Source organism: Streptomyces sp. NPDC054956, from assembly GCF_053609185.1.
In genome coordinates, this window is sequence record NZ_JBSGXB010000018.1 from 1 (window position 1) to 15,317 (window position 15,317).

Annotated in this window: 13 protein-coding genes; 4 read left to right on the plus strand and 9 right to left on the minus strand. The window is 72.7% G+C overall.

The genetic code is table 11. From position 1 onward, the window contains the following. Positions 1-116: 116 nt before the first annotated feature. The 7 genes from ACWGDE_RS05765 to ssd all read right to left on the minus strand — a co-directional run bounded on the left by ACWGDE_RS05765 (position 117) and on the right by ssd (position 5,092). Complete coding sequence (locus ACWGDE_RS05765; RefSeq protein ID WP_453387713.1) at positions 117-473, minus strand: Rv3654c family TadE-like protein; 357 nt, start codon at positions 471-473, stop codon at positions 117-119. Next, positions 470-823, minus strand: coding sequence for a TadE family type IV pilus minor pilin (locus ACWGDE_RS05770; RefSeq protein WP_453387714.1), 354 nt, complete (start codon positions 821-823; stop codon positions 470-472). Before ACWGDE_RS05770 ends, ACWGDE_RS05765 begins: the two co-directional genes overlap by 4 nt. Next, positions 810-1,007, minus strand: a complete 198-nt coding sequence (locus tag ACWGDE_RS05775) for a DUF4244 domain-containing protein (protein WP_453387715.1) — start codon at positions 1,005-1,007, stop codon at positions 810-812. Before ACWGDE_RS05775 ends, ACWGDE_RS05770 begins: the two co-directional genes overlap by 14 nt. 128 nt (positions 1,008-1,135) lie before the next feature. Further along, positions 1,136-1,909, minus strand: a complete 774-nt coding sequence (locus ACWGDE_RS05780; RefSeq protein ID WP_453387716.1) for a type II secretion system F family protein — start codon at positions 1,907-1,909, stop codon at positions 1,136-1,138. Further along, a complete protein-coding gene (locus ACWGDE_RS05785; protein WP_453387717.1) occupies positions 1,909-2,793 on the minus strand; it encodes a type II secretion system F family protein in 885 nt (294 codons plus the stop codon). Before ACWGDE_RS05785 ends, ACWGDE_RS05780 begins: the two co-directional genes overlap by 1 nt. Further along, positions 2,790-3,938 carry a TadA family conjugal transfer-associated ATPase gene (locus ACWGDE_RS05790; protein WP_453387718.1) on the minus strand — a complete coding sequence of 383 codons (1,149 nt, stop codon included), beginning with the start codon at positions 3,936-3,938 and terminating at the stop codon, positions 2,790-2,792. The genes ACWGDE_RS05785 and ACWGDE_RS05790 overlap by 4 nt, the downstream gene beginning before the upstream one ends. Then, the gene (gene ssd / locus ACWGDE_RS05795; protein ID WP_453387755.1) at positions 3,935-5,092 is read right to left on the minus strand and encodes a septum site-determining protein Ssd; all 1,158 of its coding nucleotides are present in this window, start codon (positions 5,090-5,092) and stop codon (positions 3,935-3,937) included. Before ssd ends, ACWGDE_RS05790 begins: the two co-directional genes overlap by 4 nt. A gap of 487 nt (positions 5,093-5,579) precedes the next feature. Here ssd and ACWGDE_RS05800 point away from each other — a divergent pair, with 487 nt between their 5' ends. After that, on the plus strand, positions 5,580-6,449 hold the full coding sequence (locus ACWGDE_RS05800) for an HAD family hydrolase (protein ID WP_214947686.1): 870 nt from the start codon (positions 5,580-5,582) through the stop codon (positions 6,447-6,449). A gap of 483 nt (positions 6,450-6,932) precedes the next feature. On the opposite strand, the gene ACWGDE_RS05805 is transcribed toward ACWGDE_RS05800, so the two are convergent. Further along, positions 6,933-7,769 (minus strand): oxidoreductase, encoded by an 837-nt coding sequence (locus ACWGDE_RS05805; RefSeq protein WP_453387719.1) that lies wholly within the window; start codon positions 7,767-7,769, stop codon positions 6,933-6,935. 109 nt (positions 7,770-7,878) lie between these two features. On the opposite strand from ACWGDE_RS05805, the gene ACWGDE_RS05810 reads away from it, so the two are divergent. Further along, positions 7,879-8,964 (plus strand): ATP-binding protein, encoded by a 1,086-nt coding sequence (locus ACWGDE_RS05810; protein ID WP_453387720.1) that lies wholly within the window; start codon positions 7,879-7,881, stop codon positions 8,962-8,964. Here the strand turns inward: ACWGDE_RS05810 and ACWGDE_RS05815 are convergent. After that, positions 8,918-10,252 (minus strand): hypothetical protein, encoded by a 1,335-nt coding sequence (locus ACWGDE_RS05815; protein WP_453387721.1) that lies wholly within the window; start codon positions 10,250-10,252, stop codon positions 8,918-8,920. The genes ACWGDE_RS05810 and ACWGDE_RS05815 overlap by 47 nt on opposite strands. Before the next feature lie 236 nt (positions 10,253-10,488). Between ACWGDE_RS05815 and ACWGDE_RS05820 the strand changes: the two genes are divergently transcribed. Together ACWGDE_RS05820 and acs are read left to right on the plus strand one after the other, a co-directional pair. Beyond that, positions 10,489-12,912: a SulP family inorganic anion transporter gene (locus ACWGDE_RS05820; RefSeq protein WP_453387722.1), complete on the plus strand. Its 2,424-nt coding sequence runs from the start codon at positions 10,489-10,491 to the stop codon at positions 12,910-12,912. Positions 12,913-13,183: 271 nt separating this feature from the next. Further along, positions 13,184-15,181 (plus strand): acetate--CoA ligase, encoded by a 1,998-nt coding sequence (gene acs, locus ACWGDE_RS05825; RefSeq protein ID WP_453387723.1) that lies wholly within the window; start codon positions 13,184-13,186, stop codon positions 15,179-15,181. Positions 15,182-15,317: the final 136 nt, after the last annotated feature.

The window sequence follows — 15,317 nt, forward strand, 5'->3', positions numbered from 1 at the left end:
GCCTTGCCGGTCGAAGCAATCGGGGGGCGCCAAAAATCATGCAGTCCCGGACGACACCCCACCCCGCCCCCGCCCCCGACCCCCCGCGCCCGCGCCCACGCCCACCGACTGGCGTCTCACCCGAGCTCCGGGGCCGCTGGCGGCCCAGCGCGGGAGCGCAGCTCGGGGCCGAAGGGCCCCGTCGGGGCGCGGGCCGTGACCTCCACGACCTCGCCCGCCACCAGGCACCCGGTGACCCGAGCGGCCTGCGCCACCGCCACCCGTACCGCCGCGGCACAGGCCGCCTCCGGTCCGTGGGCCCAGGTCGCGGCCGCGGCGAGGGCGGCCAGGTCGGCGGCCGCGGCGGCCCGGTGGCGGGCCACCACCGCCTGCCCGAGCAGGAGCACCCCGCCGAACACCGCCACCAGCACGGTCACCACCACGACACCCCACACGGAGGCGGACCCCCGGTCCCGGTCCCGCGCCCCTGTCACGGTGGCGGCCCCACGGTGTCCTCGGCCAGGGCGGCCGCCTGCGCGGTGAGCCGGACCGGCAGGGCCGCCGGGCCCGGGGCGGGGGCCGAGACGCTGACCCGCCAGAGGTCGCCCGTCCGGGACAGCTCCACCCGGGCCCCGGCCGGGGCGGCGGCCCGCGCCGCCGCCCCCGCCGCCCCCGCCGGCTCCGACCGGGCCGCGGCCCGGGCACCGGCCCGCGCCGCGTCCACGCACCGGATCTGGGCGGCGGCCGCCATCAGCGCCCACACCAGCAGCGCCGCGAACAGCACCAGCGCCGGAATCACCAAGGCCGCCTCCGCCGTCACATATCCCTCGTCAGAACGGCGCATCGAGTGCCTTCCCGATGGTCGATTGAAGTGCCGTCGAAACCACTTCGCTCGTCACCACCTTGTACAGAACCGCCGCGAACGCACACGCCGCGATCGTGCCCATGGCGTATTCCGAAGTGGACATTCCCGCGTCTCCTCCACGGCCGCTCAGCGCCGCCCGCACGCGAAGCCAGATGATCCTCATGACAACCTCCCGTTGGTTCAGCTTTTTGACGTGATCTCAGATGGTGATTTCAGATGGATGTTTGAGATGGAGATCCAGGCGGAGTTCCAGCTCCGCGTGGTGGTGCACGTATTGGTGCACGTGGTGTTTCAGGTGCCGGAGAGGAGACCGGAGGCCATTCCGATCACCACGGGCGCCACCCCGATCGCGAGGAAAGCGGGGAGGAAGCACAGCCCCACCGGTGCGGTGACCAGAACCGCCGCCCGCTGCGCACCGGCCCCCGCCCGACGCGTCCGGTCCGCCCGGAGCGCCACCGCGAGCCGGGAGACGGGTTCCGCCGCCGGCGCCCCCGTACGGGCGGAGCGCTCCAGGCATTCGGCCAGTGCGCGGGCCCCGGGTATCTCCGCCAACCTCCCCCACGCCGCGCCCGGTTCGCCGCCGAGTCGCAGTTCCGCCCCGGCCAGGGCCAGCCGTTCGCCCACGGGCCCGCCCAGCGACTCCCCCACCACTTCGGCGGCGTCCACCGGCCCTGCCCCGGCCGCGAGACAGGCGGCCAGCAGATCGGCTGCGAAGGGCAGTTGCCGTTCGATCTCCGCCGGGTCCGCCCCGGCAGCCGGCCGGGGCCTCGCCAGCCATCGGTGGACCCCAAAGGCCGCCGCACAGCCGGCCGCCGCTCCCGTGAGCCCGCCGATCAGGACCCAGGCCGCCACGAGCGCCCCGGCCGGACCGGCCCATGGGGCCACCGCGCCGCGCAGCCGGGGAGCGAACAGCGGCCGGCGCCGCGCCTGTTCCAGCGCGAGCAGGGCCGTCAGCCGCCGCCGGGCCGCCCGGTCCCGGAACCGGGCCGCCACCGCCGACGCCGTGCACAGGGCCGCGGCGAAGCACAGCGCCATCCCCAGCCTGTGGATCGCGAAGCCGTCCATCACCGCTCCCCCATCCGCACGATCCGCCGGCACCACAGCAGCCCCGAGGCCTCCAGGGCCCCGCCCGCCACCAGGCAGCCCCACCCCACCGGCGTGTGCAGGAGCACCCGCAGCGGGTCGGCCCCCAGCCCGGTGCCGATCAGCAGACCGACCACCGGCAGCAGGGCCAGCACCCCCGTCGTCGATCTCGCTCCCGCGAGCTGGGCGCGCAGCGACTCCTCCCGGTCCCGCTCGGCCCGCAACGCCCCCTCCAGCCGGTCCAGTCCGGCGGCCAGCCCCGCGCCCCCGTCCACCGAGACCCGCCAGCAGGCAGCCATCCCGGCCAGCCCCTCCGCGCCGGGCTCCCGCGCCGCCTGGCGCAGCGCCCCGGGGACGTCACCGCCGAAGGCCGCCGCCGCCAGGAGCCCGGTCTGGGCCGCTCCCGGGCCGCCCGGGCCCGACGCCGTCCGGCGCACGGCCGCGGTCAGCGCCTGGCCCGGCTGCGCGCCGGAGCGCAGCTCGCCCACCACCGCACCGCACAGGGCCACCACCTCGGCGGCCCGCGCGGCCCGGGACCGGGCCCGCTCCCTGGCCCGCAGCCACCGGCGCACCAGCGGCAGCGCCGCCGCACCGGCCAGCAGCGGGATCAGCGATCCGCCCAGCAGCGCGAGCAGCAGCCCGGCCACGGGGCAGGCCCACTCCCGGCGGCCCGCCGCCCCGGCCCGTAAGGCGAGCACCAGCCGCTCCCAGGGCGCGGGCCCGGCCGGCGCCACGGGACCCGCCCCGGCCAGCACCGCCTTGGCCCGCCGGGACACCCGGTCGCCCCCGGCCAGCGCCCAGGCGGCCGCCCCGGCGCACAGCACCCCGGCGAACACCGGCACCGGGACCACCGCCCCCGCGTTCACCGGGCACCTCCCAGCAGCGGGCGCAGCCGCTCCCAGCCCCGTTCCCGTACGAATCCCCGCGCGGCCCAGCGCAGCGCCGGCACGGTGAACACGAGCCCGGCGGGGTCCCGCTCCAGCACGTGCACCTCGGCGACCCTGCGCCGCCCGGCCCGGTCCCGTACGAGGTGGACGACGAGGGTCAGCGCGGCCGCCAACTGGCTGTGCAGGGCGGCCCGGTCGAGCCCGGCGGCGGTCCCGAGCGCCTCCAGCCGGGCCGGCACGTGGGCGGCGGCGTTCGCGTGGACCGTGCCGCAGCCTCCCTCGTGGCCGGTGTTGAGGGCTGCGAGCAGGTCGGCGACCTCGGCTCCCCGGACCTCGCCGACGACGAGCCGGTCGGGCCTCATCCGCAGCGCCTGGCGGACCAGGTCGGCGAGGGTGACCAGGCCGGCGCCCTCCTGATTGGCCGGGCGGGTCTCCAGCCGGACCACGTGCGGATGGTCGGGCCGCAGCTCGGCCGAGTCCTCGGCGAGCACGATCCGTTCGCCGGGACCGACCAGCCCCAGCAGGGCGCTGAGCAGCGTGGTCTTCCCGGTGCCCGTCCCACCGGAGACCAGGAACGACAGGCGGGCCTCGACCATGTCGCGCAGCAGCCTCTGCCCGCCCGGCGGCAGGGTTCCGGCCGCCACCAGTTCCTCCAGGGTGAACGCTCGCGGCCGGACCACCCGCAGGGACAGGCAGGCCGATCCGACGGCCACCGGGGGCAGCACGGCGTGCAGCCGGGTGCCGTCGGGCATCCGGGCGTCCACCCAGGGCCGGGCGTCGTCGAGACGGCGGCCGGCGGCGGAGGCCAGGCGCTGGGCGAGCCTGCGCACGGCCTCGGCGTCGGCGAAGGTCACCCCGGTCAGTTCCAGCCCGCCGCCGCGGTCCACCCACACCCGGTCGGGGGCCGCCACCAGGACGTCGGTGACCTCGGGGTCGGCGAGGAGCGGCTCCAGCGGGCCCGCGCCGACCAGTTCGGAGCGCAGTTCGGCGGCGGCGCCCAGCAGTTCGGCATCGCCCAGCAGCCGGCCCTGGGCCCGCAGGGCCGCGGCCACCCGCGCCGGGGTGGGCTCCGCCCCGCTCTCGGCGAGCCGCCTGCGCACCGCGTCGAGCAGTACGGCGCTCATGCCGTCACCGCCCCTCGGGCGGAGCCGAGCGCGTGCTGCCAGAAGCCGTCGCAGAAGCGGGCCAGTGCGCCCCGCCCGTGCGATCCCGGCGGCTCTCCCTCGGCCACCCGGCCGGGGAGGCCCACCTCGACGGGTACTTCGCCGGCCAGCGGCGCCCCCAGCAGTACGGCGACCGCTTCCGCGTCGAGCCCGCCGGGCACGCGGCCCCGTACGACCACGCGGACGTCGCGGGCCACCATCCGGACCCCGGCCGCCACCCGGCCGGCCGCAGCCACCGCCCTCAGCTCGCCCGGCACCACCATCAGCACCAGGTCCATCTGCGCCAGCACCTCGGCGACGGCCTCGTCGACCCGGCGCGGCAGGTCGACCACGACGACCCCGCCCCGGCGGCGGGCAGCGGCCACCACCGAGCGCATCGCGGCGGGCGGCACCACCACCCGGTCCCCTCGGTCCCAGCTGAGCACCCGCAGGGCGTGCAGTTCGGGCAGGGATTCCGCGAAGGCTCCGGCGCGGACCCTGCCGCGCGAGCCCGCGAAGTCGGGCCAGCGCAGTCCTTCGGCGGTTTCGCCCCCGAGCAGGACGTCCATGCCGCCGCCGAGCGGGTCTCCGTCGATGAGGATGGTCCGCTCCCCGGCGCGGGCGGCCCGCAGGGCCAGGGCGCAGGCGAGGGTGGAGGCCCCGGCGCCGCCACTGCCGCCGATCACGCCGACGGCGAGGGCGGGACGCCCGGCCCCTTCCACGACGTCGGCGATGCGGTCGACCAGCCGGCTCTCGGCGTCGGGGAGCGTCAGCACCTCCTCGGCACCGATCTCCAGTGCCCGCTGCCACACGTGGGGGTCGTCCTGGTCCCGGCCGACGAGGAAGACCCCGTCCCGCCGGGGTGCGCCCCGCACGCGCCGCGCGGCGTCGTCGCCGACCAGGACGAGCGGCGCGGACTCCCATCCGCCGCCGGTGGCGCTCCCGCCACCACCGTCACCACCGGCTCCGCTTTGCTCGGGCACCGCGTGGTGCACATGCGGCTCGACTCCCGCCGCGGCGCACAGCCTCAGCAGATCGTCGAGCAGCAGGGGGTCCTCGGTGATGATCAGCGGCCTTCCGCCACCGGGCACGGGCCCGCCGGCAGCGGGGAGCGCACCGCCCCCGCCCGCCACCACGAGATCCCGGACTTCACACGACTTCGATCCAGCCACGATCTCCGCCTCCTTCTCACCGCATATCCAGCGCCGCGGACTTCGCGGCCGGAATCACCGTGACGGGATCGGGAAAAAGAAGTGGATCTTGCTCGAAAACTGTGGACAACCGGTCCATTGTGAATAACCCGCTCACCCCAACAGGTGAGTTCCGGAGCGCGGCGGAACCACTACGCACAGTTACCGGTTCGAGAGGGTGAGGGTCTTCGCCACGCAGGCCCCAGGAAGAGGAAGGGGCCCGAGGAATGATCACTTGGGGTCGAAGAGGGGACGCGAACCGCGTCCGGACATGCGACGACCCCCGCCGGGGGGGAGAGCGGGGGTCGTCCCCACGGTCCGACTCGGGGGGGGAGGAGCCAGACCGGGTTAGCACGGTCGCGAACGATCCGTGACTTCCATGGTGTACCCGAGAGGCTTCTCAGGCAAACCCACGCGCCACACTTTACGCCGAATGGTGGGCGCATATGCTCGGGTCGTGGAAAACCAGCCCTTGCCGCACTCCTTGCCTCGTACCGCAGCCTTCTTCGACCTGGACAAGACGGTCATTGCGAAGTCGAGCACTCTGACGTTCAGCAAGTCCTTCTACCAGGGCGGCCTGATCAACCGGCGGGCCGTGCTGCGCACGGCCTACACCCAGTTCATCTATCTGGCCGGCGGCGCCGACCACGATCAGATGGAGCGGATGCGCGAGTACCTGTCCGCCCTGTGCAAGGGGTGGAACGTGCAGCAGGTCCGGGAGATCGTCGCCGAGACCCTGCACGATCTCATCGACCCGCTGATCTACGACGAGGCCGCCTCCCTCATCGAGGCCCACCACACCGCCGGCCGCGACGTGGTCATCGTGTCCACCTCCGGCGCCGAAGTCGTCGAGCCCATCGGGGAGATGCTGGGCGCCGACCGGGTCGTCGCCACGCGCATGGTGGTGGGCGAGGACGGCTGCTTCACGGGCGAGATCGAGTACTACGCCTACGGGCCCACGAAGGCGGAGGCCGTCCGCGAGCTCGCGGAGTCCGAGGGGTACGACCTCTCGCGCTGCTACGCGTACAGCGACTCGGCGACCGACATCCCGATGCTGGAGGCCGTCGGCCACCCGCACGCGGTCAACCCCGACCGGGCGCTGCGGCGCGAGGCGCTGGCGCGCGAGTGGCCGGTGCTGGTGTTCAACCGCCCCGTGCGCCTCAAGCAGCGGCTGCCCGGGCTCTCCATGCCGGCCAGGCCGGCGCTGGTCGCCGCGGCGGCCGTGGGCGCGGCCGCGGCCACGGCCGGGCTGGTCTGGTACGCCAGCCGGCGCCGGGCGCTCGCCGCCGCCGCTTCGGCCTGATCCGGGGGCGCTGCGACGACGGTCCGGGCGCTCCGGAGCGGCTCGGGGTGGTCCCGGTCCGCCCCGGCCCCGGACCCTCCGGCTCACGGCCCGAGGGGTGGGCCGGCCCGCCCTGACCTGCACCTTTTCCGGCCGTCCGATATGCCCGGACAAGGCGTGAAAAGCAAAGAAATATGGCCAGGGGTTTCGCTCTGCTCCGAAGCGGAGTACAAAGGAGTCAACGGCCCGCGAGACCAAAGAACATCCGAGAGGATCATCTTTAAAACGCAGTAAGGCCCACGGACCGAAGCATGAACGCCGAGCACCCACGCGACGTCGACCCGTCGATTACGGGCCAGCCGCACCAGGTGACGGGCAAAGTTCCCGACCTGATGGGCAACCATCGAGGACGCTTGGTAACTGGGCGTGAATGCCAGCGGCGACACCAGAGCAGTACGGTGTCGCCGCAACCCATTGTCCGGCCCCCCGCTCGGGCCGGCCGGCTCAGGCCGCGCCGCGCTGGAGCGCCTCGCAGACCGCCGTCGATTCGCGGACTCCGAGCTCGATCGCCCGCCCGCAGTGCGCGATCCAGGCCGACATCCCCTCCGCCGTCCCGGAGACGTAGCCCTCGAAGGCCGCCAGGTAGGCCTCCCGGCCCTGTTCCGCGTGACCGACCTCCGCCGGGCAGATCGCCTTCGGGTCCAGACCGCTGTTGATCAGCACGATCCGCTCCGCGGTACGCGCCACCAGGCCGTTGTACGAGCCGAAGGGGCGCAGGGCCAGCAGTTCGCCGTGCACCACCGCCGCCGTGATCAGCGCCGGGGCGGAGCCGCCCGCGATGATCAGGCGGGAGAGTCCGTCGAGCCGCCCCGCCACCTCCTGGGCGTCCGGGAGCGGAAGGGCGACCAGGGGCTCGTCCACCGGTTCGCCGGCCAGGCGGGGCCGGCCGACCACGTCGCCGTCGGCCGTGGAGCCCGAGGCCACCAGGTGGAGCCGCGCCAGGACCCGGAGCGGCGACTGGCGCCAGATGCTCAGCAGCTGGCCCGCCTCCGCCGTCAGGCGCAGCGCGGCGCCCACCGTGCGGGCCTCCGCGTCCGAGCCGAAGTCGGTGCGGCGGCGGACCTCTTCCAGGGCCCAGTCGGCCCCGGACAGCGCGGCGCTCCCGCGCGCACCGCGCAGCGCGGCCTCGGAGGTGATCTCCGCGGCCCGGCGGCGCATGACGCGGTGGCCGTAGACCCGGTCCACGGCCTTGCGTACGGAATCCACCGACTCGGCGACGCCCGGAAGGGCGGCCAGCGGGGCGAGCGGGTCGGCGGCGGCGGAAGCAGAAGCGCTACTCATAAGTAGGGAGCCTACGCACTGCTCCCCCATAGCACCGACCCCTCCTTGGAGTGGTCTTCTTCACTCAGGCATACAACACAAAGACACCAACCCACTACGCTTCGTGAACATGAAGATCGCTTTCGTGGGGAAGGGCGGCAGCGGCAAGACCACGCTGTCCTCCCTTTTCATCCGCCACCTCGCAGCCAATGAAGCCCCGGTCGTCGCGGTGGACGCCGACATCAACCAGCACCTGGGCGCCGCGCTCGGGCTCAGCGAGGAGGAGGCGGCCGCGCTGCCCGCGCTGGGCGCGCACCTGCCCCTCATCAAGGACTACCTGCGGGGCTCGAACCCGCGCATCGCGTCCGCCGACACGATGATCAAGACCACTCCGCCCGGCACCGGCTCCCGGCTGCTGCGGGTCGACGAGGACAACCCTGTCTACGAGGCATGCGCGCGCACGCTCGTACTCGACGGGGACCCCGTGCGGCTGATGGCCACGGGCCCGTTCACCGAGTCCGACCTGGGGGTGGCCTGCTACCACTCCAAGGTCGGCGCGGTCGAGCTCTGCCTCAACCATCTGGCCGACGGCCCGGACGAGTACGTGGTCGTCGACATGACGGCCGGCTCGGACTCCTTCGCCTCCGGCATGTTCACCCGCTTCGACGTGACCTTCCTGGTCGCCGAACCGACCCGCAAGGGCGTCTCCGTCTACCGCCAGTACAAGGAGTACGCGCGGGACTTCGGGGTCACCCTCAAGGTCGTCGGCAACAAGGTCCAGGGCCCGGAGGACATCGAGTTCCTGCAGGACGAGGTCGGCGAGGACCTGTTGGTCACCGTCGGGCACTCGGACTGGGTGCGGGCGATGGAGAAGGGCCGCCCGGCCGCCTTCGAGCTGCTGGAGGCGACGAACCGGCTGGCCCTGCAGTCGCTGCAGGACGCGGCCGACGACTCCTACGCGCAGCGCGACTGGGAGCGGTACACGGAGCAGATGGTCCACTTCCACCTGCGCAACGCGGAGAGCTGGGGCAACGCGAAGACCGGGGTCGACCTGGCGGAGCAGGTCGACCCCGGTTTCGTACTGCGGGAGCACGCGGGCGCGGACGGGACGCAGGCGGCGCGGGCCGCCGGCTCCGGGCTTCAGGAAGAGGCCGAGGCCGCCGGGCTGCTCACTCCTCGCTCTGACTCGCTTCGGCCGGCTCCGCAGCCGGCTTGACCCCGGCGGGGGCGGCCGGCTTCGCCGGCGGCCCCGCCGTCAGGAACTTGTTCCAGCCCTCCTTCGGCGCCTCGCCGACGTCGAGGGTGCGCATCCACTCGATGGTCTTCGGGTCCTGGGCGTCCAGCCAGTCCGCCAGCTCGCGGAACGGGACGCAGCGGACCTCCTTCTGCGTGCACATGGTCTTGATGGAGTCCTCGACGGCGCGCATGTAGGTGCCGCCGTTCCAGGACTCGAAGTGGTTGCCGATGATCAGCGGCGCGCGGTTGCCCTGATAGGTCCGCTCGAAGGCCTTGACCAGGCCGTCACGCATCTGCTCGCCCCAGTAGGCGTGCTGCGAGGGGTCGCCCTGCGTGGTCGTGCCGGACTGGTTGACGAGGTAGTTGTAGTCCATGCTGAGCGTTTCGAACGCGCGGCCCGGCATGGGCACCAGCTGCAGCGGGATGTCCCAGAGGCCGTCCGTCTTCTTCGGCCAGATCTGCTTGCTGATGCCGCTGGAGTCGTAGCGGAAGCCGCCCATCTCCTTCGCGGCGAGCATGAAGTTCTTCTGCCCCTCCAGGCAGGGGGTGCGGGCCCCGATCAGCTCCTTGTCGTAGTCGAACGGGAGCGCTTCCATGTCCTTGAGGGCGGGCGAGTTGGTCTTCCAGTTCTTGACGAAGGACTTCGCCTGGTTGATCTCGCTCTTCCACTCCTCGACGGACCAGGTCCCGACGCCGCCCTCGGGTCCGCAGAAGTGGCCGTTGAAGTGGGTGCCGATCTCGTTGCCCTCGAGCCAGGCGGCGCGCACCTGGGTGGCGGTGTCCTTGATGCCCTGCGGATCGCCGAAGCCGATGTCCGAGCGGCCCGACGAATGCTGGGGCGCGGTGTAGAGGGAACGCTTCTCCTCCGGGAGCATGTACACGCCGCTGAGGAAGTACGTCATACGGGCGTTGTACTTCTTTCCCACCTCGCGGAAATGCGAGAAGAGCTTCTGGCTGTCCTCGCCGGCCCCGTCCCAGGAAAAGACGACGAACTGCGGCGGCTTCTCGCCGGGCTTCAGCTTCTGCGCCTTCTGGACGTTCGGCTGCAGGCCCGTGTACGCGGTCGAGCCGTCGCCGATGAGCCGCTTGACGCTGCCCGGGGCCGGCGCCTCGGGGGCGGCGGCGCCCTTCTTGGCCGCCTGACCGCCCGGGGCCGGGCGGGGGGCGGGCTCCGAGGTGCTGCACCCGGCAACTCCCAGGACCAGCGCCGTGGCGACCAGACCGCCGGCGATCTTCTTCTTCGCGGCCTTCTTCGTGGTGGCAGTCATCCGCCCACCTCTTCCCTCGCAGTGCCATCGCAGGACTTCCGCGCCGCAACGTCCCATGCGGTCCGTTTTAAGGAAGGTGTGACAAGCCGGACTAAATGCCTAATCACTCTTGAGCGCTAATTCCTAGGCCATTTGCCCGCATTACCCACCACAGGTCTTTACTCTCCATTACCGTTCATTTACCGAGTGTTGATAATCCCGCCGCTTCACCCCTCCCCCGAGAGGAGACGGGACTGATGACAGCCACCCCCACCATCACCACCCCCCACCCCACCGCCCCTCCCCCCATCGCCAAGGACCTCCCCGCCGACCTCTCCGCCTCCCTCGCCGTCTTCCTGATCGCCCTGCCGCTCTCGCTCGGGATCGCCCTGGCCACCGGGGCCCCGCTCCAGGCGGGTCTGGTCGCCGCGGCGGTCGGCGGGATCGTGGCCGGCCGGCTCGGCGGAGCGCCGCTCCAGGTGAGCGGCCCCGCGGCAGGACTGACCGTCGTCACCGCGGAGTTGATCCAGCACTACGGATGGCGCACCACGTGCGCCATCACCGTGCTCGCCGGCTGCTGCCAGCTCGGCCTCGCCGCGCTGCGGACCGCCCGGTCCGCGCTGATGGTGAGCCCGGCCATCGTCCACGGCATGCTCGCCGGCGTCGGCGTCACGATCGCGCTGGCCCAGTTGCACATCGTGCTCGGCGGCACCCCGCAGAGCTCCGCCATGGCCAACATCCAGGCCCTGCCGACCCAGTTGGCCGATCTGCATCCCGGTGCGCTCGGCATCAGCGCGCTCACGCTGGTCACCCTGATCGGCTGGCCCCGGGTGCCCGGCCGGGTGGGGCGCGCCCTGCGCACGGTGCCGGCCGCGCTCGCCGCCGTCGCCGTCGCCACCGCCTTCGCGGCCCTCGCCGGGCTCACGCTGCCCCGCGTGGACCTGCCGTCCTGGCGCAGCCACGCGCTGCCCGAACTGCCCGAGGGGCCGGTCCTCGGCATCATCGCGGCCGTGCTGACCATCACCCTGGTCGGCAGCGTGGAATCACTGCTCTCGGCCGTCGCCACGGACAAGCTGATCGCCACCGAGCGGAGCACGGGCAACCGCCCCGCCCGGGCCGACCTCAACCGCGAACTGCGCGGCCAGGGCGTTGCGAACATCGTCTCCGGGGCGCTGGGCGGACTGCCCGTCGCGGGCGGCGCCGTCCGCAGCGTGGCCAACGTCAAGTCCGGTGCCGTCAGCCGGCGGTCGGTCATGCTGCACGGGCTCTGGGTCCTGCTCGCGGCCGGGCTGCTCGTCCCGGTTCTCGACCTGATCCCGCTCGCCGCACTGGCCGCCCTGGTCATGGCGCTGGGCGTCCAGATGGTCAGTGCCACGCACCTGCGGACCGTCACCCGGCACCGCGAGATCCTCGTGTACGTCACGACGATCGTCGCGGTGGTGCTCGGCGGGGTCCTGGAGGGCGTCGCCATCGGCATCGCGGTGGGGGTCGCCCTGGCCCTGCACCGCCTCGCGCGGACCCGGATCACCGTCGAACAGCTCGACAGCGGGGTCCACCGGGTCTGGGCACGAGGGCAGTTGACCTTCCTCGCGGTGCCCCGGCTGAGCCGGGTGCTCAACCAGATCCCGCACGACGGGCACGCGGTCATCGAGCTCGACGGCTCGTTCATCGACCACGCCGCGTACGAGACCCTCCAGGACTGGCAGGACTCCCATCTGGCCCACGGGGGCTCGCTGGAGGTCACCGGCCGGGCGGGGGCCAGGATCGCCGAGGCCGAGCAGGCCCAGTGGACCGACCGGTCCGAGCGCGCGGAGCGGGCCCATCGCGGTGCGCAGCGCGGGGGACACCAGTGCTGCCGGCCCTGGACTCCCTGGCAGAACCACTGCGACCACCGCGGCACGGTTGCCCGTACCGCCGGAACCGCAGGGACCGCGGGAAGCACCACCGCCACGAACACGGCCGCGCCGCCCGTCCCCGCCGCCCAGGGCGGCCCCCGGGGACGCGGGGCCGGTCAACTGGCCAACGGGATCAGCGCCTTCCAGCGGGACACCGCTCCGCACGTGCGGGACGAGCTGGCCCGGCTGGCCCGCGAGGGGCAGCGACCCTCGCAGCTCTTCCTCACCTGCGCCGACTCCCGACTGGTGACCAGCATGATCACGGCGAGCGGTCCCGGGGACCTGTTCACCGTGCGCAACGTCGGCAATCTCGTCCCGCTGCCGGGCGCGGAGTCCACGGACGACTCGGTCGCGGCGGCCATCGAGTACGCGGTGGACGTCCTCCAGGTCGACAGCATCACGGTGTGCGGGCATTCGGGCTGCGGGGCCATGCAGGCGCTGCTCAACTCCTCGCCCGGAGCCCCGATGACACCGCTGCGGCGGTGGCTGCGGCACGGACTGCCGAGCCTGGAGCGGATGGCCAGCCGCCACCACGCCTGGGCGCGGATCTCGGGCCGGCTGCCGGCGGACGCCGTGGAGCAGTTGTGCCTGACCAACGTGGTGCAGCAGCTGGAGCACCTGCGGGCCCACGAATCGGTGGCCCGGCGGCTCGCCGAGGGCACGCTGGAGCTGCACGGGATGTACTTCCACGTCGGAGAAGCGCAGGCATACCTGCTGTCGGAGGGGGAGGACTTCTTCGACTGCCGGGTCTTCGACACCGTCGGCGCGGGGTCGGTGAGCGGCTGAAGGCCGGCCGGCGAGTCGTCCCGCCGGGCTCCGCCGTCGACCGCCGGCCACCGGGAGCCGGCCGCGGGGAGCCCGAAGGGCGGCCGGAAACGGTCGTGGCCCGGGCCGCCGGGGGACTTTGAACCGATACCCTCCCGTATCCGTGCCACTGAGTGGCCCCTTTCCGCACCCTGCAGCGGGAAGGGGCCACTCGTGCGTGGGCCCAGCCGAATAATAGGTCTACACCAATTTCCGGCAACCCCTTGTCACCTGGGCCATTGACTGATGAGCTATGCCCGGGGACACAACGGACACCCTGGGAAAGGGAGATGTCGTGAGCAATGAAAGCCTGGCCAATCTGCTCAAGGAGGAGCGGCGGTTCGCACCGCCCGCCGATCTGGCCGCCGCTGCCAATGTGACTCAGGCTGCGTACACACAGGCCGACGCGGACCGGCTGGGCTTCTGGGCCGAGCAGGCGCGGCGGCTGAGCTGGGACACCGAGCCGACCGAGACGCTCGACTGGACCAACCCGCCCTTCGCGAAATGGTTCGCGGACGGCAAGCTGAACGTCGCGTACAACTGCGTGGACCGCCACGTCGAGGCCGGCAACGGCGACCGCGTGGCCATCCACTTCGAGGGCGAGCCCGGCGACAGCCGCTCGATCACCTACGCCGAGCTCAAGGACGAGGTCTCCAAGGCCGCCAACGCCCTGACCGAGCTGGGCGTGCAGGCGGGCGACCGGGTCGCCGTCTACCTGCCGATGATCCCCGAGGCGGTCGTCGCGATGCTCGCGTGCGCCCGCGTCGGCGCCGCGCACTCCGTCGTCTTCGGCGGTTTCTCCGCCGACGCCGTGGCCTCCCGCATCCAGGACGCCGACGCCAAGCTGGTCATCACCTCCGACGGCGGCTACCGCCGCGGCAAGCCTTCGGCCCTGAAGCCCGCGATCGACGAGGCCGTCGCCAAGTGCCCGCAGGTCGAGCACGTCCTCGTGGTGCGCCGCACCGGCCAGGACACCGCATTCACCGAGGGCCGCGACGTCTGGTGGCACGAGATCGTCGAGCGGCAGAGCACCGAGCACGCGCCGCAGCCCTTCGACGCCGAGCACCCGCTCTTCATCCTGTACACCTCGGGGACCACGGGTAAGCCCAAGGGCATCCTGCACACCTCCGGCGGCTACCTCACGCAGGCCTCGTACACCCACCACGCGGTGTTCGACCTGAAGCCGGAGAGCGACGTCTACTGGTGCACCGCCGACATCGGCTGGGTGACCGGGCACTCCTACATCGTCTACGGGCCGCTCTCCAACGGCGCCACCCAGGTGATGTACGAGGGCACGCCGGACACCCCGCACCAGGGCCGGTTCTGGGAGGTCGTGCAGAAGTACGGCGTCACCATCCTCTACACCGCGCCCACGGCGATCCGTACGTTCATGAAGTGGGGCGACGACATCCCCGCGAAGTTCGACCTGTCGAGCCTGCGCGTACTGGGCTCGGTCGGCGAGCCGATCAACCCCGAGGCCTGGATCTGGTACCGCAAGCACATCGGCGGCGACCGCTGTCCGATCGTGGACACGTGGTGGCAGACCGAGACCGGCGCGATGATGATCTCTCCGCTGCCGGGCGTCACCGAGACCAAGCCCGGCTCCGCGCAGCGCGCGCTGCCCGGCATCGGCGCCACCGTCGTGGACGACGAGGCGAACGAGGTCCCGAACGGCGGTGGCGGCTACCTGGTCCTCACCGAGCCGTGGCCGTCGATGCTGCGCACCATCTGGGGCGACGACCAGCGGTTCATCGACACCTACTGGTCGCGCTTCGAGGGCAAGTACTTCGCGGGCGACGGCGCCAAGAAGGACGAGGACGGCGACATCTGGCTGCTCGGCCGGGTGGACGACGTGATGCTGGTGTCCGGCCACAACATCTCCACCACCGAGGTCGAGTCGGCGCTCGTCTCGCACCCCTCGGTCGCCGAGGCGGCGGTCGTGGGCGCGAACGACGAGACCACCGGACAGGCCATCGTGGCCTTCGTGATCCTGCGCGGCAGCGCCTCGGAGACGGAGACCCTGGTCGCGGAGCTGCGCAACCACGTGGGTGCCACGCTCGGCCCGATCGCCAAGCCGAAGCGGATCCTGCCGGTGCAGGAGCTGCCGAAGACCCGCTCGGGCAAGATCATGCGCCGCCTGCTGCGCGACGTGGCCGAGAACCGCGCGGTCGGTGACGTCACCACGCTCGCGGACTCCTCGGTCATGGACCTGATCCAGAGCAAGCTGCCGGCCGCCGGCAGCGAGGACTGAGGTCCCGGCGCCACCCGTACGACACGGTGAAAGGGGCATCCGGCGCGGCGCGCCGGATGCCCCTTTCGCGCATAAAGTGATGATCACCGGATACGCCCTTGCGTACACCCTGTAAAGTATTAGAAGCGTAAAGAAT